At 69.0% G+C, this 26,220-nt stretch carries 23 protein-coding genes and 1 pseudogene; 17 read left to right on the top strand and 7 right to left on the bottom strand.

Going from position 1 to position 26,220, the window contains the following annotated elements:
• Window positions 1–371: 371 nt before the first annotated feature.
• Window positions 372–2,258, top strand: a complete 1,887-nt coding sequence (locus OG390_RS25160) for a multicopper oxidase family protein (RefSeq protein WP_406171234.1) — start codon at window positions 372–374, stop codon at window positions 2,256–2,258.
• 182 nt (window positions 2,259–2,440) lie between these two features.
• Here the strand turns inward: OG390_RS25160 and OG390_RS25155 are convergent, their stop codons facing one another.
• The gene (locus OG390_RS25155; protein WP_406171232.1) at window positions 2,441–2,887 is read right to left on the bottom strand and encodes a MarR family transcriptional regulator; all 447 of its coding nucleotides are present in this window, start codon (window positions 2,885–2,887) and stop codon (window positions 2,441–2,443) included.
• Window positions 2,888–3,052: 165 nt separating this feature from the next.
• Between OG390_RS25155 and OG390_RS25150 the strand changes: the two genes are divergently transcribed.
• The 10 genes and pseudogenes from OG390_RS25150 to OG390_RS25105 all read left to right on the top strand — a co-directional run bounded on the left by OG390_RS25150 (window position 3,053) and on the right by OG390_RS25105 (window position 13,677).
• Complete coding sequence (locus OG390_RS25150) at window positions 3,053–3,418, top strand: HGxxPAAW family protein (RefSeq protein ID WP_406171230.1); 366 nt, start codon at window positions 3,053–3,055, stop codon at window positions 3,416–3,418.
• An 82-nt stretch (window positions 3,419–3,500) separates the two neighbouring features.
• Window positions 3,501–4,373, top strand: coding sequence for a DUF2797 domain-containing protein (locus OG390_RS25145; protein ID WP_406177849.1), 873 nt, complete (start codon window positions 3,501–3,503; stop codon window positions 4,371–4,373).
• A 130-nt stretch (window positions 4,374–4,503) separates the two neighbouring features.
• A complete protein-coding gene (locus OG390_RS25140; protein ID WP_406171228.1) occupies window positions 4,504–4,890 on the top strand; it encodes an antibiotic biosynthesis monooxygenase family protein in 387 nt (128 codons plus the stop codon).
• Window positions 4,883–5,809, top strand: a complete 927-nt coding sequence (locus tag OG390_RS25135; RefSeq protein WP_406171226.1) for an amidohydrolase family protein — start codon at window positions 4,883–4,885, stop codon at window positions 5,807–5,809. Before OG390_RS25140 ends, OG390_RS25135 begins: the two co-directional genes overlap by 8 nt.
• 98 nt (window positions 5,810–5,907) lie before the next feature.
• A complete protein-coding gene (locus OG390_RS25130) occupies window positions 5,908–6,648 on the top strand; it encodes a response regulator transcription factor (protein WP_179332490.1) in 741 nt (246 codons plus the stop codon).
• On the top strand, window positions 6,645–8,234 hold the full coding sequence (locus OG390_RS25125; protein ID WP_406171224.1) for an ATP-binding protein: 1,590 nt from the start codon (window positions 6,645–6,647) through the stop codon (window positions 8,232–8,234). Before OG390_RS25130 ends, OG390_RS25125 begins: the two co-directional genes overlap by 4 nt.
• A gap of 14 nt (window positions 8,235–8,248) precedes the next feature.
• Window positions 8,249–9,769, top strand: a complete 1,521-nt coding sequence (locus tag OG390_RS25120; protein WP_406171223.1) for a glycosyltransferase — start codon at window positions 8,249–8,251, stop codon at window positions 9,767–9,769.
• Entirely contained in the window at window positions 9,766–12,078 is a 2,313-nt protein-coding gene (locus OG390_RS25115) for an ArnT family glycosyltransferase (RefSeq protein ID WP_406171221.1), read from the top strand. Before OG390_RS25120 ends, OG390_RS25115 begins: the two co-directional genes overlap by 4 nt.
• Window positions 12,079–12,208: 130 nt before the next feature.
• Window positions 12,209–12,762 (top strand): annotated as a pseudogene (locus OG390_RS25110) (MFS transporter); the annotation flags it as partial.
• 141 nt (window positions 12,763–12,903) lie between these two features.
• On the top strand, window positions 12,904–13,677 hold the full coding sequence (locus tag OG390_RS25105; RefSeq protein ID WP_406177847.1) for a TetR/AcrR family transcriptional regulator: 774 nt from the start codon (window positions 12,904–12,906) through the stop codon (window positions 13,675–13,677).
• A gap of 160 nt (window positions 13,678–13,837) precedes the next feature.
• Here OG390_RS25105 and OG390_RS25100 read toward each other — a convergent pair whose 3' ends face one another.
• The 4 genes from OG390_RS25100 to OG390_RS25085 all read right to left on the bottom strand — a co-directional run bounded on the left by OG390_RS25100 (window position 13,838) and on the right by OG390_RS25085 (window position 18,333).
• Window positions 13,838–14,308 (bottom strand): PPOX class F420-dependent oxidoreductase, encoded by a 471-nt coding sequence (locus tag OG390_RS25100; protein WP_406171219.1) that lies wholly within the window; start codon window positions 14,306–14,308, stop codon window positions 13,838–13,840.
• 55 nt (window positions 14,309–14,363) lie between these two features.
• Window positions 14,364–15,185: a YceI family protein gene (locus OG390_RS25095; RefSeq protein ID WP_406171217.1), complete on the bottom strand. Its 822-nt coding sequence runs from the start codon at window positions 15,183–15,185 to the stop codon at window positions 14,364–14,366.
• Between the two features lie 106 nt (window positions 15,186–15,291).
• On the bottom strand, window positions 15,292–17,808 hold the full coding sequence (locus OG390_RS25090; RefSeq protein WP_406171215.1) for an MFS transporter: 2,517 nt from the start codon (window positions 17,806–17,808) through the stop codon (window positions 15,292–15,294).
• A 21-nt stretch (window positions 17,809–17,829) separates the two neighbouring features.
• Window positions 17,830–18,333, bottom strand: a complete 504-nt coding sequence (locus OG390_RS25085) for a MarR family winged helix-turn-helix transcriptional regulator (RefSeq protein ID WP_406171213.1) — start codon at window positions 18,331–18,333, stop codon at window positions 17,830–17,832.
• Window positions 18,334–18,571: 238 nt separating this feature from the next.
• On the opposite strand from OG390_RS25085, the gene OG390_RS25080 reads away from it, so the two are divergent.
• The 4 genes from OG390_RS25080 to OG390_RS25065 all read left to right on the top strand — a co-directional run bounded on the left by OG390_RS25080 (window position 18,572) and on the right by OG390_RS25065 (window position 23,415).
• The gene (locus tag OG390_RS25080; protein WP_406171211.1) at window positions 18,572–18,772 is read left to right on the top strand and encodes a hypothetical protein; all 201 of its coding nucleotides are present in this window, start codon (window positions 18,572–18,574) and stop codon (window positions 18,770–18,772) included.
• A gap of 170 nt (window positions 18,773–18,942) precedes the next feature.
• Entirely contained in the window at window positions 18,943–19,305 is a 363-nt protein-coding gene (locus OG390_RS25075) for a hypothetical protein (RefSeq protein WP_406171209.1), read from the top strand.
• A 679-nt stretch (window positions 19,306–19,984) separates the two neighbouring features.
• Window positions 19,985–23,197: a phage tail tape measure protein gene (locus tag OG390_RS25070; RefSeq protein ID WP_406171207.1), complete on the top strand. Its 3,213-nt coding sequence runs from the start codon at window positions 19,985–19,987 to the stop codon at window positions 23,195–23,197.
• Complete coding sequence (locus OG390_RS25065) at window positions 23,194–23,415, top strand: hypothetical protein (RefSeq protein WP_406171205.1); 222 nt, start codon at window positions 23,194–23,196, stop codon at window positions 23,413–23,415. The genes OG390_RS25070 and OG390_RS25065 overlap by 4 nt, the downstream gene beginning before the upstream one ends.
• 18 nt (window positions 23,416–23,433) lie before the next feature.
• On the opposite strand, the gene OG390_RS25060 is transcribed toward OG390_RS25065, so the two are convergent.
• Window positions 23,434–23,664 (bottom strand): hypothetical protein, encoded by a 231-nt coding sequence (locus tag OG390_RS25060; protein WP_406171203.1) that lies wholly within the window; start codon window positions 23,662–23,664, stop codon window positions 23,434–23,436.
• 131 nt (window positions 23,665–23,795) lie between these two features.
• Between OG390_RS25060 and cutA the strand changes: the two genes are divergently transcribed.
• Window positions 23,796–24,128 carry a divalent-cation tolerance protein CutA gene (cutA, locus tag OG390_RS25055; RefSeq protein ID WP_406171202.1) on the top strand — a complete coding sequence of 111 codons (333 nt, stop codon included), beginning with the start codon at window positions 23,796–23,798 and terminating at the stop codon, window positions 24,126–24,128.
• A 6-nt stretch (window positions 24,129–24,134) separates the two neighbouring features.
• Here cutA and OG390_RS25050 read toward each other — a convergent pair whose 3' ends face one another.
• Window positions 24,135–25,406, bottom strand: coding sequence for an XRE family transcriptional regulator (locus OG390_RS25050; protein WP_406171200.1), 1,272 nt, complete (start codon window positions 25,404–25,406; stop codon window positions 24,135–24,137).
• A 231-nt stretch (window positions 25,407–25,637) separates the two neighbouring features.
• Here OG390_RS25050 and OG390_RS25045 point away from each other — a divergent pair, with 231 nt between their 5' ends.
• On the top strand, window positions 25,638–26,033 hold the full coding sequence (locus tag OG390_RS25045) for a DUF6415 family natural product biosynthesis protein (protein WP_406171198.1): 396 nt from the start codon (window positions 25,638–25,640) through the stop codon (window positions 26,031–26,033).
• The last annotated feature ends 187 nt before the right edge of the window (window positions 26,034–26,220 follow it).

The following is a 26,220-nucleotide window of genomic DNA, read 5'->3' as shown; positions in this document are numbered from 1 at the left end:
AGTGCGACGGGAGCCAATGCGTCGAGTGGAAGCTTTGAAGTGGCGCGACCTTTCCCCGTCTTCTCGAGAAAATTGCATACCATTGGGCGCGATCCCATAAGCGTCGCTAACGGCGCTTTGCGCGACCTGCGGACGGGATGAACTAGTTCGGCCGCACCAGGTCGGATGGGTTTACATCTATTCGGACTGGCAGTAATAATTCGATTCCAATTCCGATGCCTGGCGAATTGCAGCTGGGATCGGCCCAATGAGTGGCTTTCCCAGACCGGACCAGTGTGCTGCAGCAACGTTCCGAACCAGTCCTGTATCCCTTCAACGCTACGTGAGACCAGGGAAGGCTGGAGACGATGATTGAGCGAAGGAAATTCCTCATGGCCGGTGGTCTGGGGGGTGCGGCCATGCTTTCGCGGGGTGTTCTGGGAACGCGGGCGTATGCGGCGCCGGCTCACCCGCCGGCAGGGTGTGAGGACCCCAAGGGGACGCAGAACACCCCGCCGCTGGAGAAGTTCGTCGACCCGCTGCCCAGGCCGATGACAGCCATCTCGGATCCGTCCGTCTATCCGGGCGCCGACTACTACGAGCTCACGATGCGGCAGGGCTCGTGGCGCTTCCACCGGGATCTCGGACTGTCACGTGTGTGGGGTTACTGGGCCACGAACCCGCACGATCCTCATAATCCGATCGGCATGGGCTATCTCGGGCCGACCTTCAGCGTGACCAGGGGCCACCCGACGGTCGTCAAGTGGCGCAACGAGCTGCCGACCACCCACATGTTCCAGACCGTGATCGACATGATTCGCAACAAGAAACCCGTCGTCGCCCCGATCCCTCCGCCTCCCTACAAGTACGTCCCGCAGTTCCCCGATGACGTCAACGTGTGGAACGTCGTACACCAGCACGGCGGTTACACAGCACCACAGTCCGACGGTATGCCGCTGCAGTCGTTCAGCCCGGACGGAATCCACGCCGAGTCCTACACCACCCTGGACCCGAGCCGGGTCAAACCCAACGAAGCGATCTGCGCCTACACCAACCACGACCATTCGTGCATGCTCTGGTATCACGATCACGGCATGGGAATGACCAGCCTCAACGTCTATGCGGGCCTTGCCGGTCTCTACCTGATTCGTGACCCCGCCGACGAGCGGCTCGGGCTGCCGCGAGGCGAATTCGAGGTCCCCCTCATCCTGCAGGACCGGACCTTCTACGAGGACGGCTCGCTCGCCTACACCATGACCGCGAGGGAAGGCGAGGACACCCCGGTCGTCAACGGGAAGGCATACCCTTTCCTGGCCGTCGAGCCGCGACGCTACCGGCTGCGCATTCTCAACGCTTCGAACGAGCGTTTCTGGCGGCTGAGGTTCGACGCCAAAGATGCACTTCTGCAGCCCCAGCTGCCGTTCTGGCTGATCGGCACGGACGGCGGCTTCCGTGCTCCGTTGCAAATGCTCGATTTCCTGATCAGTCCGGCCGAGCGGTACGACCTGATCGTCGACTTCAGTCGGGTACCCCCCAACACGAAAGTCACATTGACGAACTACCCAGGAACGCAGGCCCACTTCCCCGGCGTCATGGGCTGCGGACCTGAAATCGCGGAAATCATGCAATTCCAGGTCACCAAGCCACTGTCCGGAGGCGGGGACAGGACGACGCCGCCCGACAAACTCAAGCCGTCGGCGGTCGCACCCATCAAACCGAAACCGCACACCCGTCGGCGGGAATGGGTCGTGTACCAGCACGAGCTCTTCAGGACGATGACGTTCAACGCGATGCCCTTCATGGAGCCGTCGCAGGACTTCATCAAGGAGGGCTCGACCGAGATCTGGGAGTACATCAATCCCAACCACGACGCCCACCCGATGCATGTCCACCTCGTCAACTTCCAAGTGCTGGACAGGCAGCCGATCGATTCGGCCGCCTACCAGACGGATTACGAAAAGTGGATCTCCGGTGGCCGCAAACCGCAAGACCTACCGGTGTTGGCGAACTACTTCACCGGCCCACCGATTCCGCCGGACCCGGACGAAGCGCTGTCCTACAAGGACACGGTCAAGGCCTATGCGGAGATGGTGACCAGAATCATCATTGAGGAATTCGTCCCGCCGAAGGATGAGATCGCGTCGATTCCGGACAGCGGCGCCACGCTCCCGGCGACGTACATTCACCACTGCCACCTCCTCGAACACGAGGACGACGACCTGATGCGCCCGTGGACGATCGTCGACGGCGACCACGACAGTGGCGGCCACGGCCACTGACGGATCGATTGCCCGCGTCTGCCGGTCCGCGCCCAAGGGGCCCGGACCGGCACTGACGCCGTGCCCCGGCCGGTCAAGAGCCCCGTTCCGGTCTTCGGAGCGGGGCTCTTTCGTGCTGTGTTGTAGGGGAGTACGGCAACGGGCGAGAGCATCAGGCCGTCAGGGTGGACCTGCGTGAAGTCCTACGTGGTCTTTCCCGTGGCCTGGTTTCTTTCGCGCAGCTCTTCCAGATAGTCGCTCGTCAGTTGGCCCGAGCGGGTGAACCAGTCCTGCAGGACGGTGACTTCGGCCGGGGTGTAGCCGGCGAGGAGTTCGGCCAGGCGGGCGTAGTAGGGCTCGTAGAGGGCCAGGACACGGGTGACCGCGGCCGGTTGCGCGGCGATGCGGACACGGCGGCGGTCCGTGGGGTCGGGGCGGCGGGTGACGTAGTCCGCGCGTTCGAGGCGGTTCAGGATGCCCGTGACGGCGCCGGTCGTGACGCGCGCGTGCTCCGCCAGGTTCCCGGCGGTGAGCAGGTTGTCGCCCGCCTTCAGGACGCAGGTGAAGCACATGAGGTCGGTGAGGTTCAGGTTCAGCCGCTGAGCCATCTCCTGCTGGGCCCGCATGTTCGTCGCGATCAGGTGGTCCATGGTGGAGATCACCTGGGTCGGCGTCGCGGGCGGCTGGGGGCGTGAGCGTGGTGGGCCGCCCTGCTGCATCGATTTCCCTTAGCGCGTGAGAGGTTTCGGTGTTTAATTTCTTAGGTAGTGAGGGGTTGGGAGAAGTCTAGTCGTCGGAGCAGGAGGGGGTCGTACATGAGCCAGTACGACGAAGGGCACACCGTCGCCGGGTGGACCGGGTTCGGGATCGCCACCGTCGGAGTAACGGGGATCGGGTTCGGCATCTGCGCCGGGAACGCCCTGGCGGTGTGGGGCGGGCTGGGTGTCGGGGTGATCAGCGCCCTGGCCACCTGGGCGCTGCACCTCGTCGGCTGGAGCAAGCCGCCCGGGCGCCGGCCCGTCGGGCAGTGGGGCATGCGGGTCAAGGACCTCAGTGCGCGGGAGGGGCACCCCGGGTGCCTCGGCTGCCGGCTTGCGGGGCGGGGGCGGCCCGCGGGGCTTGCGGTACGGGCGAACGCCGAGTCGGGCACGGGTGAGCCGGTGACCGAGTCCGTCGGCTGAGCTCTTCGGCTCCGTTCTTCCTCGTCAGCGGCGACATGGCTGGGCAGAGCCATTGTCAGTGCCGCCCTCTAATGTCATGGGAGTGCGGCGGGTCTGGAGATGTTCGGGGCTGCGGTGGTCGGTCGACGGCCCCGTGTTGATGTGGGGTGACGGGCGAGGCAGTCCGCTGGCCCGGGGGAAGCGGGTGGCGTTCGGGGTCGTGGACGGGGGTGTGCGGACATGCGTGGGGGCTCGGGGACATGAGTGTCCCGTGCGGGCCGTCGTGCCCGGGCGCGGTACGGGCGCGCGGTGCGAAGAGTGCGCGCGGCTGGACCGGGCGCACTCCGTGGCCGCCGACACGATGGCCGATGACCCGCGGCCGTACCACGTATATCTGGCGTGGTTCGGGCCCGGGATGGTGAAGGTCGGGATCACCGCGGTCGAGCGGGGGTCCGCGCGGCTCCTGGAGCAGGGTGCCGTCACCTTCGGCTGGCTGGGGCAGGGGCCGCTGATGGCCGCTCGGCGGGCCGAGGAGTTGCTGCGGGCCGCCCTCAAGGTGCCGGATCGGATTCCGTACGCCGACAAGCGGGTCGTGCGGGCCGGCCTGCCCGGGCCCGGCGAGCGGGTGGCCGAGATCGCGGAGCTGCACGCGCGCGTCGGGCGGCTCGATGCCTGGCCCGAGTCGCTGCGGCGTGAGCCGTTCGAACCGGTCGACCACACCGAGGTGTTCGGGCTGGCCGGGCTGCCGCCCGCGGTGGGGGTCGTGAGCGAGCTCGTCGCCGGCGGCGTGGTGAGCGGGGAGCTGTGCGCTGCCGCGGGGCCCGATCTCCATCTCCTCACCGGGCGCGGAGTCGTCGTACTCGATACGCGGCTGATGACCGGCTGGGAGCTGACCGCCGTCGGTGCCGGGGATCCGGGACTCACCGTTCCGGTAAAGGAGTTGAGAGACGGCGGCGTGCAGGACGGGCTCTTCTGAGGCCCCCTTGTGAAGAGCTCTTCCGGGAGAGGGGAAAACGTCGCCGGGACGGTCAAGACTTCGATCCCTTTTGGATCCCGTGCGGAAAGGTGCTGGACGGACCCGTGCGCCCGAGCCCAGAGTGGCGGACATGAGCGATCATCAGAATGCGCCTGTCGCACCCGTCGCAGCCCATGAACCGCCGTACTACGCCGTCGTGTTCACCTCCGTGCGGACGGAAGGCGACCATGGGTACGGCGAGACGGCCGAGCGCATGGGAGAGCTGGTGAAGGAGATTCCCGGGTACCTCGGGGAGGATGCCGCCCGTACGCCCGGCGAGCTGGGGATCACCATCGCCTACTTCCGGGACCTGGCCGCCATCGACGTGTGGAGGAATCATCAGGAGCACAGGGCGGCGAAGGAGTACGGGCGTGCCCACTGGTACGAGCGCTACACCCTCCACATCGCCAAGGTCGAGCACAGCCACGGCTTCGAGCGCAGCGACGGGTCCGAACCTGAACGGGGCGGACGTGGCTGACGGGGCGGACGTGGCTGAGGCGGCGGAGGTCCGGGGATTCTGGGAGCGGCTCGGGCTCCCCGGGCTCGTCGATGTGCACACGCACTTCATGCCCGAGCGCGTGCTGCGCAAGGTGTGGGACTACTTCGACGGGCTCGGACCGCTGACGGGCGGCGTCGAGTGGCCGATCACCTATCGCGCGGACGAGGACGAACGGCTCGCGGTGATCAGGGGGTTCGGCGTGCGGGCCTTCACGGCCATGCTCTACCCGCACAAGGCCGGCATGGCCCAGTGGCTCAACTCCTGGGCCGTCGACTTCGCCCGCCGGACCCCCGACTGTCTGCACACCGCCACCCTCTTCCCCGAGCCGGGCGTGGAGACGTACGTGCGGGAGGCGGTGGACTCGGGGGCGCGGGTCTTCAAGGCGCATGTGCAGGTGGGGGCGTACGACCCGGGCGATCAACTCCTGGATCCTGTGTGGGGGTTGCTCGCCGAGGCCGGGGTCCCCGTGGTGATCCACTGCGGGTCCGGTCCCTCGCCGGGCAAGCACACCGGGCCCGGGCCGATCGCGCAGGTACTCGCCCGGCATCCCCGGCTGCGGCTCGTCGTCGCGCACATGGGGATGCCCGAATACGAGGACTTCCTCGACCTCGCCGAGCGGTACGGGGAGGTGCGGTGCGACACGACGATGGCGTTCACGGACTTCAGCGAGCGCCTCGCGCCGTTCCCGCGCGAGGCGCTCCCCCGGCTCGCCGACCTCGGCGACCGGGTCCTCCTCGGCACCGACTTCCCGAACATCCCGTATCCGTACGTGCACCAGCTGCACGCCCTGGAGCGGCTCGGGCTGGGGGACGACTGGCTCAGGGCGGTCTGCTACGAGAACGGCGCGCGCCTCTTCAAGATCGCCTCCGAGGCCGCTCCCGGCACCGCACCCGGGTGATCTTCCAAGGAGTTCCCTGAGAGGTGCCTGTGTGTTTCTCAGGAAAAACACAGGCACCCGAAAGGATGTTCTCAGCGGTGCCCACCAAGGTGTCCGCTATGACCACGACCTCGCCCCAGGGGCGCACCGAACTGCTGAGGCCGGACGGGAGCCCCGTCCGAGTGCTTGTGGTGGACGACGAGCTGTCGATCACCGAGCTGCTCTCCATGGCCCTTCGCTATGAGGGCTGGCAGATCCGCAGCGCGGGTGACGGACAGGGTGCGGTGCAGACCGCCCGCGAGTTCCGGCCCGACGCCGTCGTTCTCGACATGATGCTGCCCGACATGGACGGGCTGGCCGTCCTCGGCCGGCTGCGTCGTGAGCTGCCCGACGTGCCGGTGCTGTTCCTGACGGCGAAGGACGCCGTCGAGGACCGGATCGCCGGGCTCACCGCCGGTGGCGACGACTACGTCACCAAGCCGTTCAGCCTCGAAGAGGTCGTGGCCCGGCTGCGCGGGCTGATCCGCCGTTCCGGTGCCGCCGACCGGCGCTCCGACTCCGTGCTGGTTGTCGGGGACCTCACCCTCGACGAGGACAGCCACGAGGTGTCGCGAGCCGGCGAGAACATCCACCTCACCGCGACCGAGTTCGAGCTGCTGCGCTTCCTGATGCGCAATCCGCGCCGGGTGCTCAGCAAGGCGCAGATACTCGACCGCGTGTGGTCGTACGACTTCGGTGGCCAGGCCAACGTGGTCGAGCTGTACATCTCCTACCTGCGGCGGAAGATCGACGCCGGCCGTGAGCCGATGATCCACACCCGGCGTGGAGCCGGTTATCTGATCAAGCCCGCGGCGTCATGAGCCGGCGACGACGGCCGCGTACGCAGAAGAGGCGAGGACGACAGCCGCGCACGCTGCGGACGCGGCTCGTCGTCGCGTCCGTGACGCTGATCGCGGTCGTGTGCGCGGTGATCGGCACGGTGACCACGATCGCGTTGCGCTCACACCTGTACGACCAACTGGACAAGAACCTGGGTGAGGCGTCGATGCGCGCCGCGGGTGGCCCGGTGGGCAGCGACGGGCCCGTGCGCCTCCCGAACGGCGATGACATCGTCAAGGATCCCCTCGAATTTGTCATCCGTGGCCCGCAGGGCATGGGCGCCATCGGCGCGATCGTCAAGGACGGCGAGGTCACCAAGGGCATCGTCAGCGTGGGGAAGAAGGACTCCGGCGGGGTCAAGCAGCCCACCCCGGTCCAGCTCAGCGACAGCCAGCTGGCTGTCCTCGCCTCCGTCGCGAAGGACAAGCGCCCGCACACCGTGGAGATCCCCGGCCGGGGCGAGTACCGCGTGCAGTATCAGGAAGGCAGGAACGGCGCCTTCTACGTGGCGCTCCCGACCAGCGACGTCACCAACACCCTCACCACGCTGATCTACGTCGAGGTCAGCGTCACCGGTGCGGGTCTGGTGGCCGCCTCCCTGGCGGGCGCCGCCATCGTGACCCTCGCCCTGCGCCCCCTGCGCAAGGTCGCCGCCACCGCCACCCGGGTCTCCGAACTCCCCCTCCACACCGGTGAAGTCACCCTGTGCGAGCGGGTCCCCGAGTCGGAGTCCGATCCGCACACCGAGGTCGGGCAGGTCGGTGCGGCGCTCAACCGGATGCTCGACCACATCCACGGCGCCCTGCACGCGCGGCAGCAGAGTGAGATGCGCGTACGGCAGTTCGTCGCGGACGCGAGTCATGAGCTGCGGACGCCACTGGCGTCCATTCGCGGGTACGCCGAGCTCACCAGACGCGGCAGGGAATTGACGGGTCCCGACACCCGGCACGCGCTCGGGCGCATCGAGTCCGAGGCGGGGCGGATGACCCTGCTCGTGGAGGACCTGCTGCTGCTCGCGCGCCTCGACGCCGGGCGGCCGCTGCAGCACGAGCAGACCGACCTCGTACCACTCGTCATCGACGCTGTCAGCGACGCCCGGGCGGCCGGGCGCGACCACAACTGGCGGCTCGAACTGCCGGAGGAGCCCGCCCTGGTGTCGGCCGACGCCGCACGCCTGCAACAGGTCATGGTCAATCTGTTCGCGAACGCGCGCACGCACACACCACCGGGTACGACCGTCACGGCACGCGTGCACCGGCACGGGCCGTGGCTTTGCGTGGACGTCCAGGACGACGGGCCCGGGATTCCCGCCGATCTGCTCCCACGTGTTTTCGAGCGGTTCGCGCGCGGTGACTCGTCGCGCTCCCGTGCCTCCGGATCGACCGGTCTCGGGCTCGCGATCGTGCAGGCCGTCGCGTCCGCGCACGGGGGTGCCGTGACCGTCGACAGCGTCCCCGGCCGGACGGTGTTCACCCTGCATTTGCCTGCGCTTGCTCTGGAAACACAGTGGCAATCGCATTCACAGGCACAGCACAGCGCCACCACATGGGTGCAACAGGGCGCTTGACGAGAGTCGTTCGCATGCGAACCGACTCTTCTCCCGGCAACCTGCCGGCGCGGGAGCACCTCCCGGCCGGAGACGCCGGTACGCCTGTCCTGGACGTAGTGATCCCCGTCTACAACGAGGAGAAGGACCTCCAGCCATGTGTGCTCAGACTGCACGAGCACCTCAAGCACACGTTCCCGTACGCGTTCCGCATCACCGTCGCGGACAATGCGTCCACGGACACCACGCCACAGGTGGCCGCGCGGCTGGAGGCGGAGATCCCGGAGGTCACGTCCTTCCGGCTGGAGCAGAAGGGCCGCGGCCGGGCGCTGCGGACCGTGTGGTCGGCCTCGGACGCCCCGGTCCTCGCCTATATGGACGTGGATCTGTCCACCGATCTCAACGCGCTGCTGCCGCTGGTGGCGCCGCTGATCTCCGGTCACTCGGATCTCGCGATCGGCTCCCGGCTGTCCCGCTCCTCGCGTGTGGTGCGCGGCGCCAAGCGGGAGTTCATCAGCCGCACGTACAACCTGATCCTGCGCGGTTCGCTGCAGGCCCGCTTCTCGGACGCGCAGTGCGGCTTCAAGGCGATCCGCCGTGATGTCGCCCAGGTGCTGCTGCCCCTGGTCGAGGACACCGGCTGGTTCTTCGACACCGAGATGCTGGTGCTCGCCGAGCGCGCCGGACTGCGCATCCACGAAGTGCCGGTCGACTGGGTCGACGACCCGGACTCGACGGTGCACATCGTGAAGACCGCGACCGACGACCTCAGGGGGGTGTGGCGGGTGGGACGCGCTCTCGCCACCGGCTCGCTGCCGCTCGACCGGCTCGCCCGGCCCTTCGGGGACGACCCGCGCGACCGCGACCTGACCGACGTGCCCAAGGGACTCGCCCGCCAGCTCGTCGGGTTCTGCGTGGTCGGCGGTCTGTCCACGCTCTTCTATCTGCTGCTCTACAGCGGCTTCCGGTCGTTCTCGGGGTCGCAGGTCGCCAACGCGCTCGCCCTGCTCGTGTCGGCGGTCGCCAACACGGCGGCCAACCGGCGGCTCACGTTCGGCGTACGCGGCCGGGGCAGTGCCATCCGGCACCAGGCGCAGGGCCTGGTCGTCTTCGGTATCGGTCTCGCCCTCACCAGCGGCTCGCTCGCCGCCCTGAACGCGGCGACGACCAGCCCCTCGCACTCCACCGAGCTGGCGGTCCTCATCGCCGCCAACCTCGCGGCGACGGTGCTGCGGTTCCTGCTCTTCCGCGCCTGGGTCTTCCCGGACCGGCAGGGCGAGATGCCGTCGCAGGTCGTGGCCTCGTACAACCCGGCCCCGTACAACCCGGCCTCGCCCACCTACGCGACGGCCCCGCACGCCCAGGCCTCGCACGCGCACGCCGCGCATCCGCCGCTGCCCCAGCGCCAGGCGGCGTCCCCGTCCCCGTACGACACCTCTTCCTACGACACAGCCCAGTTCCGCGCCGGTGAAGCCACGGACCGCACCTGGGGGGACTCGACCATGCAGTTGCAGGCGGTGCGCCCGCACGATCACGAACCGAGGAACGCACGATGACGACTCAGCCCGATACGAGCCATCAGGGGGGCGGGAGTCCCTCCTGGGGACCACCGGACACGCAGGGCGGGAGTCCCTCCTGGGAGCCGCCGGAGACGCAGGGCGCCACCGCCGTGCACGAGCCGGTCGTGCCGGCCGCGACCCCCGTTCCATCCCCTGGCTCCGGTGATCCCGAGCAGCCCTTCGCGCGCCGGGTCTGGCGCGGCCGGCCCGAGGACCCGCGCTGGGCACGCCCCGCCTTCCTCGGCCTGCTGCTCGCCACCGCGGTGCTGTACCTGTACAACCTGAGCGCCTCCGGGTACGCCAACTCGTTCTACTCGGCGGCCGTGCAGGCCGGCAGCCAGAGCTGGAAGGCGATGTTCTTCGGCTCGCTCGACTCGGCGAACGCCATCACGGTCGACAAGCCCCCGGCGTCGCTGTGGCCGATGGCCCTGTCGGTGCGGATCTTCGGCGTCAGCTCGTGGGCGATCCTCGTCCCCGAGGTGCTCATGGGCGTGGCCACGGTCGGCGTCCTGTACGCGGCCGTCCGGCGCCGCTTCAGCCCAGCGGCAGGTTTGATCGCGGGCGCCGTGCTCGCGCTCACTCCCGTCGCCGCGCTGATGTTCCGGTTCAACAACCCGGACGCGATGCTCGCGCTGCTGATGACCGTCACCGTCTACTGCGTGATCCGCGGTCTTGAGGACGGCCGCACGAAGTGGCTGGTCTGGGCGGGCGTCGCGGTCGGCTTCGCCTTCCTGGCGAAGACCCTGCAGGCCTTCCTGATCCTGCCGCCGCTCGCGGTCCTGTACGCGGTCTGCGCGCCGGTGAAGCTGAAGAAGCGGTTCGGCCAGCTGGCCCTGTCGGCGGTCGCGATGGTCGTCGCCGGCGGCTGGTGGGTCGCGATCGTGGAGCTGTGGCCCGCGTCCTCCCGCCCGTACATCGGCGGCTCGCAGAACAACTCCTTCCTCGAGCTGACCTTCGGCTACAACGGCCTCGGCCGCATCAACGGCGACGAGACCGGCAGCGTCGGCGGCGGTGGCGGGGGCGGCGGCACCGGCCAGTGGGGCGAGACCGGCTGGGACCGGATGTTCAACTCGGAGATCGGCAGTCAGATCTCGTGGCTGCTGCCGGCCGCGCTGATCCTTTTCGTCGCGGGGCTCGTGCTCACCCTCCCCCACTCTCGGCTTCGCTCGAGCGGGGGGACCCCCATGGCCAAGCGGACCGACCTGGCCCGCGGTTCGTTCCTCGCCTGGGGCGGCGCGCTGCTGATGACCGCGGTCATCTTCAGCTACATGGCGGGCATCTTCCATCAGTACTACACGATCGCCCTGGCCCCCTATATCGCGGCCGTGGTCGGCATGGGCGTGACGGTCCTGTGGGAGGAGCGGTCCAGGATCTGGGCCTCGCTCACCCTCGCGGCCTCGGTCACCGCGACCGCGGCCTGGGGGTACGTCCTGCTCAACCGCACCCCCGACTACCTGCCCTGGCTGAAGTGGCTGGTCCTCATCGGCGGTCTGGCCGGCGCGCTCGGTCTGATCTTCGCGGCCAGGCTGGGCCGTCAACTGGCGCTCGCGGCAATCGCGTTGAGCTTCGTGGCCTCGATCGCGGGCCCGACGGCGTACACGCTCTCCACCGTGAACACCGGGCACACCGGCTCCATCGTGACGGCCGGTCCCGCGGGCGCGAGCATGATGGGCGGCCGGGGTGGCGGCCGAGGTGGCGGTCCCGGCGGCGGCGGTGGCATGCGGGGTGGCTTCCCCGGTGGCGGCCAGAACCAGCAGAACGGCAACGGCAACACCCGGCAGGGTGGCGGCATGGGCCGGCCCCCGACCGGCGGTACCGGCGGTTTCCCCGGTCAGAACCAGCAGGGCAACGGCAACACCCAGGGCCGGAACCAGCAGGGTGGCATGCCCGGCGGTGGCGCGATGGGCGAGGGCGGCATGGGCGGTGGCGGCGTGGGCGGTCTGCTCAACGGCGCGAGTGTCGGCTCCGCGGCCAAGAAGCTGCTGGAGACGAACGCCGAGGACTACACCTGGGCTGCCGCGGCCATCGGTTCTCAGAACTCCGCGAGCTACCAGCTCGCCACCGGCAAGCCGGTGATGGCGATCGGCGGCTTCAACGGCACCGACCCGTCCCCGACACTGGCCCAGTTCAAGAAGTACGTGGAGGACCGCAGGATCCACTACTTCATCTCGGGCGGCGGCATGAGCGGTGGCGGCAACTCCGGCACCTCCTCGCAGATCAGCTCGTGGGTCACGGCCAACTTCAAGAAGGTGACGGTCGGTTCGGCCACCTTCTACGACCTGACGCAGCCGACGAGCAGCAGCTGACGGTTCCTTTCACAGGGCGGTGGCCCGGGGCGATCCCGCTCCGGGCCACCGCCCTTTTCGTACGGTGCCGCATGCCGCTTTCGTACGGTGCCGAATATCGCGTTGTACGCCGTATGGGAACTGTTCTACGATGTACAGCACGCCCAGCATGCCGACCTCTCAAGCTCCCCGAGCTCCCCAAGGACACCCCCAGCGCTGGCTGATCCTCGGCGTCATCTGTCTCGCGCAGCTCACCGTGCTCCTCGACAACACCGTTCTGAACGTCGCGAACCCCTCCCCCACCCGGGAGTTGGGGGCGGCCAACTCGGACGTTCAGTGGATGATCAACGCGTACTCGCTCGTGCAGTCGGGGCTGCTGCTGGCGGCGGGCAGCGCGGCCGACCTCCCCCACTGCCCAATCGGCGTGGGGGACCCCCATCGGCCGCAAGAAAATGCTGACGGCGGGACTCGTGCTCTTCGGGTTCGGCTCGCCGGTCGCCGGACTCGCCGACTCCACCGGGCAGTTGATCGCCGCCCGGGCGGGCATGGGCGTGGGCGGAGCGCTGCTGCTCACCACGATCCTCGCCGTCGCGATGCAGATCTTCACGCCCGACGAGCACCCGAAGGCGATCGGTATCCGGAGCGCCGTGAACGCGCTCGGGTTCGCCGCGGGCCCCCCTCCTCGGCGGCTTCATGCTGAACCACTCGCGGCGGCGTTGCTGCGGCGGGCGGAGAGGGCAGACTCCGCGATGGCGGTTTCCGCGTAACGCCCGCTTAGCATCATCAGGGAGGCGGACCGGGGAATTCCGGCCCGCCCCGCAGTCCGAGTTCCGAGGAAGGTGCGCCATGGTGAGGGCAGCCGACAGGGCCAAGCGTCCGGCGCGGACCAGTGTCTGGCTGGAGGGCAAGGCCCACCGGGGCGGAGCGGCCCGTGGTGGCGGCCAGCCGTCGGGACTCGACCGGGAGCGGATCACCGAGGTCACGGTGCGGCTGCTGGACGCGGAGGGGCTGGCCAAGTTCTCCATGCGCCGGCTGGCCGCCGAGCTGAACGTCACCGCGATGTCCGTGTACTGGTACGTCGACACCAAGGACGATCTGCTCGAACTGGCCCTCGACGCGGTCTTCGGCGAACTGGAGCTGCCGGATCCCGAGTCCGGCGAGGACTGGCGCGATCAGCTGCGCTCCCTCGCCGTCGGCTACCGGGCTCTGCTGGTGCGCCACCCCTGGGTGTCCCCGCTCATCGGCAACTTCCTCAACATCGGCCCGCACTCCATGGCCTTCTCGCTCCGTGTGCAGCAGGTGGTCGGCAACACGGGGCTGCCGCCGCACGGCCAGATGGGCGCGCTCTCCGCCGTCTTCCAGTTCGTGTACGGCTTCGGCACGATCGAGGGGCACTTCGTGCAGCGGTGCGCCTCCGCGGGCATGTCCCAGGACGAGTACTTCCGCCAGGCCATGAGCACCATCAGCGAACAGCCGCAGTTCGCCGCGAACCTCGAGAGCGCGGCGGATCTGCTGGAGGCGCGCGGGGGCGACACGGTCGAGGAGATGCGCGAGCGGGACTTCGCCTTCGCCCTGGAGATGCTCATCGCGGGCATCGAGACGATGGTCCAGCGCGGCTGAGGGACGGCTTTCTTCGCCCCCTCCGCCCCTGAAAGGGGCGCGGGGAACTGCGCGAACAACCCCCACCGGCCCGCACCAAGAGAACAACGCAGGGGGGTCCTGGGGGCGCAGCCCTCAAGTACGGGAACGGGCAGGCGCGGAGGGGGCGAAGAAACCGCTCCTACTCCTGCGCAGCGAGCCGCGCCGGGAAGCCCCCGGTCGCCACCGGCCCCCACCGCTCCGGGGTGACCCGGATGATCGACTTGCCCTGCTTGAGCATCGCCTCGCGGTACTCGTCCCAGTCCGGGTGCTCGCCGGCGATATTGCGGTAGTACTCGACGAGCGGCTCGACCGAGTCGGGGGAGTCGACGACCTCCGCCGTGCCGTCGATCTGGACCCACGGCCCGTTCCACTCGTCGCTCAGCACGATCAGGCTGACACGCTCGTCCCGCTTGGCGTTGCGGGTCTTGGCGCGCTCGGGGTAGGTCGAGACCACGATGCGCCCCGAGTCGTCGACTCCGCAGGTCAGGGGGGAGCCCTGGGGGCTGCCGTCGGCCCGGCGGGTGAGGAGGATGGCGCGGTGGCGGGGGCGTACGAAGTCCAGCAGTTCGTCGCGGGATACGGAGGTGTTCGTCGCGATGTTCGGTGCCATGGGTGCAGCCTAGGGGCACAGTGGCCCGCCCAGGCTGACCCTGCCGTGCCTACGCTCACGCCTGCGGCAGCGATTCCCCCTGCACCGCCTGAATGTCCAGCTCCACCTTCAACGTCGTACCGATGGCCGAGATGCCCGCCTGGACGACCTGGTTGTAGTTCATGGCGAAGTCCTCGCGGTGGAGTTCGGCGGTCGCGCGGAACGCGGCGCGGGTGCCGCCCCATGGGTCGGCGCCGGTGCCGAGGTACGCCAGGTCCAGGTCGACCGGCCGCACCACCCCGTGCATCGTGAGCTCGCCATGGACCGTCCAGCGGTCCGAACCGGCCGGGGCCAGCCCCGTCGAGCGGTACGTGATCTGCGGGTAAGTGCCGACGTCCAGGAAATCCGGGGACTTCAGGTGCCCGTCGCGCATGCCGTTGCCGGTGTCGATGGAGGCGGCCTGGATCACCGCCTCCACGCGGGACTTGGCCACCTCGGCGGGGGCGATCTCGATCGAGCCCGCGAAGTCCGTGAAGCGGCCGTGCACGCTGGAGATGCCCAGGTGCTGGGCGACCGCACCCACGGAGGAGTGCGCCGGGTCGATGGTCCAGGGACCGGGCGGCGGAAGCTCGGTGCCGCCCTGGCGGGCGAGGGTCACGTTGCCGACCTCGGCCCGGCCGCTCGCCGTGACGATCGCGCTGGACGCGGCGGGGGCGTACCCGACCGCGGTGACGATCACGGTGTACGCGCCGGGCGCGAGGGCGGTCGTGTCGTGCACGGCTCCTTCGCTGTCCGCCTCGGCGCGCACCACCTGCGTACCGGTCATGTCGATCACCGTGACGACCGCGTGCGACACGGCCCACCCGTCCCGCGTGCGGATGCGTGCGGTCAGTCCCATCCCGTTTTCTCCCTGCAATGCATGAAAAATTGGTCGCAATGAAACCGGCCCGTGGGGGGCGCACCTCCGCTCAGAGTGCGCGCGTCCCCACGGGCCGGGGCTCGGACTACTCGCCGGGGTGGGCGAGGTCGATGTCGTGGTCGTCGACGCCGCGGCCGCCCACGGTCAGGGCCGTCGCCACCGGCGGGTAGCCCGTCGCGATGACCGTGTACTCGCCGGTGTCCAGGTCGGTGAAGGCGTACGCGCCGTCCGTGCCGGTCCTGGCCGTGCCGATCACGTTGCCCGCCGCGTCCACCAGCGTCACGCGGGCGTCCGCGAGGGGGCCGTACGGTGCCCGTACGACACCCTGGACCTGGGCGCCCGAGTCGAGTTCGACCTCGATGCGGGTGACTCCGGCGCCGCCGACCTCGACGGGCAGGGCCCGCGGCCGGTGACCCGCGGCGTTCACCGCGACCGTCATGACACCCGGCACCAGTTCGGCGAAGGTGAATTCGCCCTGCTCACCGGTGGTCCCGGTGGCCAGCACGTCACCGCGGACGTCGGTCACGATGACCATGGCGTCCTTGACCGGGGTGCCGAAGGCGGCGGCCCGGACGACACCGCTCAGCCCGCTCGTGCCGCTCAGCAGGATGTCGTACGCGACCGGCTCGTCGTTCACGACGATCGTCGAGGCCTGCGGCTGGAAGCCGTCGGCGGAGGCGATCAGGACGTACGACCCGACGCCGGGCGCGTCCACCGCGTAGGAACCGTCGGCCTGCGCGACCGAGCGGCCCAGCTGCCGTCCCGCGAGCGAGATCAGCGTGACCGCGGCCTGCGGCACGGGCGCGCTCTCGGCGCCGCGGACGTGACCGCGTACCGGGATTCCGCCGGACAAGGGCATCGGGGCGCTCTCCTTCGTCGCCGTGGCGACTGCCGCCAACGGCTGCGTTCCCTGGGGGCCCGTCTCGGTGACGGCGACGGCCCAGCTCGGGACCCTCTCCTCGACGGCGGCCGGGGTCTCGGCGACGGCCGGAGCAGCGACCTCCGCCTTGGCCTCCGCGGCCTGGGCCAGCGCGCCCGAGGTGCGCAGCGGGACCTCCTTGATGAACAGCACGATGAGGAAGGCGATCAGCGCCATGCCGGCGGCGATCAGGAAGACGTCCGCGATGCCGTGGCCGTACGCGCTCTCCATCACGGTGCGCAGCGGCTTGGGCAGCTTGTCCATGTCCGGGATGCTGCTGGAGCCGGAACCGGACGCCAGCTTGGCGTACTTGGGGCCGAGGTCGGTCAGACCGTCCTTGACGTAGTCGGTGATCCGGTTGGCCATGACCGCGCCGAGCGCGGAGACGCCGATCGCACCGCCGAGAGAACGGAAGAACGTCACCGTGGAGCTGGCCGCGCCGAGGTCGGACGGGGCCACCTGGTTCTGCGTGGACAGCACCAGGTTCTGCATCATCATGCCGATGCCGAGGCCCAGCAGCGCCATGAAGATCGCGATGTGCCAGTACGTCGTGTCGGAGCGGATCGTGCCGAGCAGGCCCAGGCCCGCGGTCACCAGGGCGCCACCGGCGACCAGCCAGTACTTCCACCGGCCGGTCTTGGTGATGATCTGGCCGGAGACCGTGGAGGAGATGAACAGGCCGCCGATCATCGGGATCGTCATGACGCCCGACATCGTCGGGGACTTGTCGCGGGCCAGCTGGAAGTACTGGCTGAAGAAGACAGTGCCGGTGAACATCGCGACACCCACGAAGAGCGACGCGAGAGAGGAGAGGGTGATGGTGCGGTTGCGGAACAGCCGCAGCGGGATGATCGGCTCGCTCGCCTTGGACTCGACCAGGATGAACAGCAGCCCGAGGACGACCGCGCCGCCGACCATCGCGTACGTCTGCCACGAGATCCAGTCGTACTTGTCACCGGCGAAGGTGACCCACAGGAGCAGCAGGGAGACCGCGGCGGAGATGAAGAACGCGCCGCCCCAGTCGACCTTCACATCCCTCTTCACCACGGGCAGGTGCAGGGTCTTCTGCAGCACGATCAGCGCGATGACCGCGAACGGCACACCGACGTAGAAGCACCAGCGCCAGCCGAGCCACGAGGTGTCGGTGATGACACCGCCGAGCAGCGGGCCGCCGACGGTTGCGACGGCGAAGGTCGCGCCGAGGTAGCCGGAGTAGCGCCCGCGCTCACGCGGGGAGATCATCGCGGCCATCACGATCTGCGCGAGGGCGGACAGACCGCCGACGCCGATGCCCTGCACGACACGGCAGGCGATGAGCATGCCGGGGTTCTGGGACAGACCCGCGGCGGCCGACCCCAGCACGTAGATGATCAGTGCTATCTGTACAAGCGCCTTCTTGCTGTACAGGTCGGAGAGCTTGCCCCACAGGGGTGTGGTCGCCGTCATGGCGAGCAGCGAGGCGGTGACGACCCAGGTGTAGGCGGACTGGCCGCCGCCCAGGTCGCCGATGATGCGGGGGAGGGCGTTGGTGACGATCGTCGACGACAGGATCGCGACGAACATGCCGAGCAGCAGCCCGGAGAGCGCCTCCATGATCTGCCGGTGCGTCATCGGAGCGCCGTCGGCGGCGCCTCCGTGCTTGGCGTGAGAGCCCCGCACACCGGCTGGTGTGGTCGTTGCCATGGGCTTCCTTTTCTTACGTGCTTAAGCGGGTGTACGGGTGGTCGGTTCGGGATGCGCTGTCGCATACGGGTGCGGGTGGGGCGGCCGCGGTGTGGCACGGCAGTCGCCGAAGCTCTCCCGCAGCCGGCCCATGAGCGCGATGAGCAGCCCGACCTCGTGGTCGGACCAGTCGCTCAGCCGGTCGGCGAGGAGCCGCGTCGTGCGTCGGGAGAGCTCGTCGAGCTGCTCCTGGCCCGCGGCGGTCAGGTGCAGGATGCGTGAGCGCTTGTCGGCCGGGTCGGGGGACCGTTCGATCCAGCCCCGGTCCGCGACGTGCGCGACATGGCGGCTGGTCACGGACATGTCCACGGAGAGCAACTCGGCGAGCCTGCTCATCCGCATCTCGCCGTACCGGCCGAGCAGCGTCAGCACGGCAGCGGAGCCTCCGGGGCAGTCGGGCGGCAGGATCCGCCCCATGTCCCGCTTCACGGCACCGATGGCGCTGAGCTGACGAGCCAGCTCCTCGTACTGCGCCTGCTCGGCCATCACACACCTCCCGTATTCGTTGCTTAGGGCAACCATAAATACAGTTGGTTGCCGCAGGCAAACTAAAAAGAGCATGCGGGGCTAAAAACTTGGCAAAGGCAAGTATTGGCAAATGTAAACCTGCAGGTGGGAGGGGCGGCCTGGCGGGGAGATCGCTGGGAAGCCGCGGTCGGGATCACCGAGTCCCAGTGGCCCCCGCACTTGGGCAGTCCCGGCGCATTCGCTAGTGTCCTGCTCCATGGCAAACACCCAGGGCCCCGAGGGCAACTACGACCCCGCGGGTAGCACCCAGATGTTCCGTGCGTTCGTGGACGAGGCCCCCCAGGGCCGACAGCAGCAGCAGGCGGCCGCCCCCGCGGGGCCGCGTATCGGTCTGATCGTCGGCGTCGTCGTCGCTGTGGTGGTCGTGGCCGCGGTGGCTTGGCTCGCGCTCAAGTAAGTCCGGCGAGCGGCTCGGCTCGCGCTCAGGTGACCACGGCGGAGCGAAGCCGTACGGCTCTGGGTGCGGGGCGAAGCGCTACTTCCACCGGACGGACACGTCCCGCGTCTCGATGTGCATGCCCAGCGGCACGCGCCACGCGTCGACGCACACGCCTTGTCAAGCCAACCGTGGGGCACACGCCATCTGAACGGGCCCGCATTCTCGAGGGCCTCCACATCAAGGCCGTCCGGCAGCAGCACCGGACCCAGGACCTGGCCCACCAGCCCGGCAGCGGCATCGATCCCCTCGCGCGCGCCGGCCACTGGGAAGAGCGCATTGAGGAGATCAACGCCCACTGGGAACAGGCCGACCAGGCGTGGCGTGACGCCCGCACCCAAGCCGGCCCGTACCCCACCCCAGGCGAAGCCGCACGTATCGCCATCCTCCTCGGCGAACGCGACCGCCTCAACGCTGAGTACAGCCGCGCCCGCGACCTACGCGACCAAGCCATCGACGAGGCAGAAGCCCACTACCGCCTGCGCGGCTGGTGACCACCATGAGCGGCACCCTCACCCCCAAGCACGGCGTCAACGCGGGTAGCGAACCCCGCCAAGGCTGGCCACGACGGACCTTCCGGCCCGAGCCAGACCTGCGCCGTACGCGAGCCGCAGCCGATCCGGACGCTCCAGACCACTCGGCTGCGGTTCGCACCTCCAGCCACACGCGATCATGCATCGTCGCAGGTCAGAGCCGTGGAAGCGGAGGGGTAGGGGGGCGGGTCCGGCACGTGGTCATGGAGCACCCTGACCCCGCCCCCATTCAGGATTTCTCTCCCTGGCTTTTTTGGTCACGTAACAGAGCCCCCCTGGATATTTCCAGGAGGGCCGCAGAACTGATCTGGGGTTATGAGGCGTTCGGCTCGCTCCGGTCGAGGTTCCGTTCCCGGGGGCCCTGTTCTGCCTCTGATTCCATCATCCTGCTACGGCAGGGTGGCGTCAACGCCCCAACTCCCCTTTCCTCGACATCTTTTGGGATGCCCCCGCAGGTGAGGGGGCAAGGGTGCGGAAGTGATCAGCAATTCCGTCGTTGCTCTTCCGTGTCACGGTACGGACCCCCCACCACACATCTGACCTGGTGTTTTACGGGTTGGCGTAACGGCGTAACGGCACATCGTGCTGCCGTAACGGAGACGGTTCGGCATGTGCGGGCCGACGTCTGGGGGTGTGGCTGATGGGCAGCTCCCGCACCTCTGTCGTCTGGGACTTGATCGCCCGCGACCGGGCATCCCGCACCTTCGCGCAGGTCGGCGGTGCGGCCACCCGCCTGTCCCACCAGGGCAGCAAGGTCGGCGCCGCGCTCGCTACCGGCTTCAAGGTCGGCTCTGTCGCCGCTGGGGGGCTCGCGTTCGCCTCGCTGAAGGCGTCCGGCGACTTCGAAAAGAGCATGAACCAGGTTCGGGCCGTGTCCGGGGCGACGGGCAAGGATTTCCAGGACCTTCGCAACGAAGCCAAGGACCTGGGCAAGACCACGAAGTTCAGCGCGAGCCAGGCCGCGGATGGCATGGGATTTCTCGCGATGGCGGGCTTCAAGGCCAAGGACATCCTTTCGGCGATGCCCGGCGTGCTGTCGCTGGCCTCTGCCGGGAACATGGACCTCGCGCAGTCCGCGGACATCGCCTCGAACATCCTCACCGGCTACGGCTTCAAGGCGAAGGACACCAACAAGGTCGTCGACATCCTCGCGAAGACCTTCACCTCGACGAACACCAACCTCGAGCAGCTCGGCGAGGCGATGAAGTACGCCGGGCCCGTCGCCCACAGCGCCGGCCTGAAGTTCGAGGAATCCGCGGCGGCGATCGGCCTCATGGGCAACGCCGGTATCCAGGCGTCGATGGCGGGCACCTCGCTGCGGGGATCGATCTCCCGGCTGCTCGCGCCGACGGACAAGATCCAGGGCGCGCTGGACAAGCTCGGCGTGAAGGTGACGGACGCCCACGGCAAGATGCTGCCGCTGGCGGACATCATCGAGCAGCTCGGCAAGAAGGGCGCCAGCACCTCCGACCTGATGACGATCTTCGGTCAGCGGGCGGGCCCCGCGATGGCCGCCCTGATCGACCAGGGCGCGCCCGCGCTGCGGAAGCTGACGGGGCAGCTGGAGCATGCGGGCGGCACCGCCGACCGCATCGCGAAGATCCAGATGGAGGGCCTTCAGGGCCAGTTGGTCTCGCTCAAGAGCGCCTGGGAAGGCCTGATGATCGAGATCGGTGATCTCGGCATCCTCAAGCTCGCCACCGGCGCGGTCGAGGGCGTCACCACTGCCACCCGGGGTCTCACCGGCTTCGTCGACGAGCACGCCTTGCCCGCGATCAAGGGCTTCCGCGACAAGGTCACGGACATGGTTCCGCTCGGTGACCTGAAGAAGAAGTTTGCCGACGCCAAGACTGCTGTGGGTGACTTCTTCTCCGGGCTGGCAGGCAAGGGCACGGTCAACGTGGCTACGCCGCGCTTCGACAAGGCGCCCATGGTGATGCCGACGTCGCAGGCGACGCAGATCGGGCAGCAGATCCGAAACGCGATCAGCGGCGGCATCTCTGGCATCGACTGGGGTGAGCTCGGCGGGAGCATCGGCTCCGGTCTGGCGAAGGCCGTCGGAGTGGCTGCGAAGGGCGCCGTGAAGCTGACCGAGGCGTTCGGCAAGTTCCTCGGAAAGATCGACTGGGTTGGTGTCGGTATCAGCGTCGGCAAGTTCGTTCCCTCGCTGATGGCTGGCTTCATCGTCGGCCTACTTAATTTCGACTTCGCCGGCTTGCTCAAGGGCATCGGCCAGCATTGGCAAGACGTGGCGCTCGCCGTCCTGTTCGTGGCGTTCTTGCCCGCCAAGTGGGCCGGCGCCATCAGCAAGACCCTCGGCAAGATCCCGTTCGCGGGCAAGCTACTGTCCTGGGGATTCGATGCCTTCACGAAGGCATCGAAGGGCCTGGTCAGCGGCGCGGGCAAGTTGCTCGGCGCGATCGGCCGCGGCTTCCTCGGCGGCCTCGAACACATCTTCCCCGGCCTCAAGTCGGCGCTCAGCGGCAAGTTCGATGACATCGTCCTGAAGATCATCGGCTATGGCGGGCGGCTCGGCGGCGCCGCCGAGCGCATCGCCAAGGGCATCGGGCCCGGCTTCCTCAAGGGCGCCGAAGGCATCGGCCAGGTCGCAGGCCGGGTGATCGGTTGGATCGTCAAGCCCTTCGCCCGCGCGGGCGGCTGGCTCGTCAAGCGCGGCGGCGAGTTCGTCGGCGGCCTCATCCGGGGCATCGCCAGCAAGGCCAAAGGCATCGGCTCATGGGCGTGGCGGACTGCCGGGAAGCCTGCTGTGGATGCCTTCAAGGGCGCCGGATCGTGGCTGTATTCGAGGGGCAAGGGTTTCGTCGGCGGTCTGAAGTCCGGCGTCACCGAGGGCGCCAAGGGCATCGGCGGCTGGCTGGGCAAGAACGTCATCAGCCCGGTCAAGGGCGCCTTCAAGTACGCGGGCACGTGGCTGACCGGCAAGGGCAAGTCCATGATCTCGGGCCTGGTTTCAGGAACTTGGGACTGGCTGAAGGCGAAGGGCAACAGCTTCACGGACTGGGCCGGGAAGATCTTCAAGAAGATCACCGACGCGATCATCGACGTGTTCAAGATCGGCTCACCGTCCAAGAAGATGATGGTGTACGGCGGGCACATCATGTCCGGTTTGTGGCATGGAATGCTTCGAGGCAAGGACACGCTCGACGCAATCGCGAAGACCCTGTTCAGCAGCCCGCTCGATGCCGCGAAGAACATGTTCAAGAACGGCATCAGCATCGGCAAGGAGTGGCTGGGCAAGGTTGGTGGGTCGATCGGTCTCGGCGACAGCTCCGCCACCACCAGCGCCCAGCAGTTCGCACAGGGCGCGATCAAGTCGTATGGCTGGGGGCCCGCCGAGTGGCCCGCGCTGAAGGCGCTCTGGCAGCGCGAATCCGCGTGGGACTACAAGGCCACCAACGCGAGCAGTGGCGCCTACGGCATCCCGCAGGCTCTGCCCGCATCGAAGATGGCGTCTGCGGGCTCCGACTGGCGCACGAACGCGGCCACGCAGATCCGGTGGGGTCTCGGCTACATCAAGTCCCGGTACGGCTCTCCGTCGAATGCCTGGTCGTTCTGGCAGCGGCAGTCCCCGCACTGGTACGACTCCGGCGGCTACCTGCCCACCGGGGCCTCGCTGGTGATGAACGGTACGGGCCGCAAAGAGCCCACCGCCGTGTTCACCCAGCAGCAGTGGGACACCCTGCACGCCCTCGCCACAGGCAGCGCAGGCACCGAGGTGCACGTCTTCATCGGAGACCGGGAGATCCGGGACATCGTCCGCGTCGAGACCAAGCCCATCGTCACGGATGCCGTGGACCGGGCCGCGTTCAGACAGAAGGTGGGGTACAGGTGAGTGAGCAGCTGCCCAGGGTGGAGCTGGGTCCGGTGGTGTGCCCTGAGTGCCAGAAGGTCATCATGCCGGGGGCGAAGGTCGTCGACCGTGGCCGCCAGGGGTGGGCACACCGCCGCTGCGCCCCGGACGCCGCGGGCAGTGTGGCCGTTCAGGATGCGTGGAACAGCGGCGTGCCCGTGGGTCGCGTGCACAGCGTGAGCCCGCTGCGGATCTGGTGAGAGCCTCTTGCGGCCTGCTCAGGCCGTGTTGGTCTCCTGTTCGCGCATGGCGTCGGTGAGATCGGCGAGGTCCCACATCGCGGTGGCCTGCCCGCGCTTGCCCGGGGGCCGGTAGTGGGCGACTGGCGTCACGCCGCGTCGCGCTGCCCAGCTGCGGAAGCTGGCCGCCTTGAGGCCGAGGCTGTACGCGGCGAGTTCGGTGGGGACCAGCTGCCGCCCGTCGCGGCCCGTGCGTGTGGAGGGGAGCACGGTCCCCAGTGTCCTCCCGCGCCTGCCCTGTCGGCGCCTCCCAGCCGCTCAGGGTGCCGCGCATGCCGGGCGCCATCGGCGAGCCGCACGGGCCGGAGACGGGCGCCTGGCCGGTGGCTAGGCTCGCGCCCATGACTGACTTCGTGCAGGTATCCACAGCGACGGAAACCCGTGAACAGGCGGTCGCACTGGCCCGATCGGTCGTCCAAGGCAGGCTGGCCGCGGGCGCGCAGATCATCGGCCCTGTGACCTCCGTCTTCTGGCACGACGGCGAGTTTGGCACCGGCGAGGAATGGCAGCTCCTGCTGAAGACCCAGCAGGTCCGGTACGCCGAGCTGGAGGCGCACCTCCTCAAGCATCACCCCTGGCAGAACCCGGAGATCGCGGCCGTACCGATCGTGGCCGGTTCGGAAGCCTGCCTGCGGTGGCTGGCCGCCAACACGAAGCCGGAGCCTGCCGAGTAGCGGCGGTCAGGCGCTGGCCTTGTCCAAGAGCTCAGCGACAGCAGGGAGCGCACGGTGCTCGCCGAGCCGCCGCAGGACGGGAGCAAGGCGTTCGCGGGGCCGTACGGAGGCCAGGCCGGCCGAGAGGTCGAGCGCGCGGCCGGTGACGGAAGCCGCCTGCTCGACCTCTCCGGCGGTCAGATATGAGTCGGCGAGCCACGACAGGTACAGGCTCTTGTCCCGCGCGTGCGCGTCGTCGTAGCGAGCGAGAGCGGCCTCAAGGACGGGAACTGCCCGCAGAGGGCGGCGCAGTTCCGTCCAGCACCGGCCGGTCATGATCTGTAGCTCATTCGCGTCGACCCACGTCACCCAGTCCGGTTGCGGGAGGTCGTCGACCTCGGCGAGCGCGGCCGCCGCAGACTCGAGAGCGCGCTCTGTCTCACCGGCCCGTCCGGCAACCGCGTGCGCCCACGCGAGCCGCTCGTACAGGAGCGCGCGGACTCCGGGGGCCGCATCCGGGCCGGCCTCTGCCACGGAGCGGGCGGCGATCTCGATTCCGGCTTGCCGGTCACCGGCGACGGTCTGGTAGGCGAGAAAAGCGAGCGCGTTGCCCGCCAGCTCGGCGTCCCCGGCGTCGGCCGCGGCCTTGTGGCTGGCCTCATACAGCCCGGTCGCATCCTGGTGTCTGCCGCCGTCGAACGCAGCCCAACCGGCCTGCTGCGCCTGTTCGGCGAGTATCGAGAGCAGGGCGCGGCCGGTCTTCTCGGTGTATGTCGCATCGCGCAGCAGCGCCTTCGTGGCCTCGTACTCGCCGAGATAGACCGGGTATGTGTCGCCGCCCCCGAGAACGTCATCGAGGCGACGCAGGCGCGCCGTACGTTCCCGTAGCCGCTCAGGGAGGTCACTTCCGACTCGGCCGCCCTCTCTGGGGCGGATGAGGTCGGACAGGCCGACGATGAGCCCGGCTCCGGCCGTTGCCTTGAAGAACTCCCTGCGCCGCAACTCATCTCCGTCCGCATCGGGGGCATGGGCGGGCGTGGGAAGCACGCGGCGCAGCGGGGCCGGCGCTTCCCAGCCGCGTGGGGCGAGGCCGAGCATGTGTCCTGGGATGCGCAGGGCGTCCGCGATGCGCGTGATCTTCTCGAAGGTGGTCACGCTGCCCTGTCCACGCGCCAGGAGGCCGACGCGTTCCGGCTTCATGTCGCACTCGGCTGCGATCTTCGAGTAGCTGATCTGCGCTTCGGCGCGTGCGAGACGGAACACTGTGCCGAAGTCGTGGGCCGTGATCGCGGCCCTCATGTCCGCGCGGTCAAGAAGTGTGCACGGAAGAGCGGTTGGCGGTTCATAGCCGGTCATGGGATGCCCCGTCGCGCCTGATGTCTCGCTGCCTGGGAGGCAGCCTACCCATCATGGGGATACCCGCGGATGGGAAGTCAGCAGCTCTACAGCGCTGGAAGGTTGGGGCGTTCAAGACCCCGGCGGCCGTGCGACCGGCCCCGGGGCGTGGCCAACGCTGCAAGGAGCGTCGACGTGAAGAACGCTACCGCTGACCCGCCCACCGTCGAAGACCAGGGCGCCCCGCCTCCGGACCTTGAGGCGATGCGGGACGCTGTGAACTGCCTCCTCGATCCGGACGCGGTCCCCGAGGCGCTGCCGCCGGCCCCCGAGGAACTCGACACGCTGACCCTCCAACTCCGCGGGCACGTGGGGCTGCTCGTCGCCGAGGTGGAGCAGATGGCCTTGCGCCTCCCGAAGGACAGCATCCCGCGCTATTGCGCGCTCGCCTGCCTGGGTGAGGCGCGGGAGAAGCTCCGCGCGCAGCCCGGCGGGGGACCACACGGCGCCCTGGTGTACGCCCGGCGCCTGGCCCGCGTCCTCAATGCCCTGTGCGACCACCACGAGGCGCTGAGCGGCTCCCCGTCGTGAAGGCGGTCGCCGCCCTCTTCCTGTACGTGGCGGCCGTGTCCGCCCCTGTCCTCGCCCTGGTGCTGGCGCGGACACCGAACTGACGCACCCCCATGGCGGCCGTACGGGATAGGGCCGCACAATGAACGCCCGTCCCGCTGGAGCTCCGCAAGACTCCGGCGGGACGGGTTCGACGGCCCCGGCCGCT

It is taken from the genome of Streptomyces sp. NBC_00996 (genome assembly GCF_045162675.1).
Classification (GTDB): Bacteria; Actinomycetota; Actinomycetes; order Streptomycetales; family Streptomycetaceae; genus Streptomyces.
This window is presented reverse-complemented; position numbering and strand designations above follow the sequence as displayed.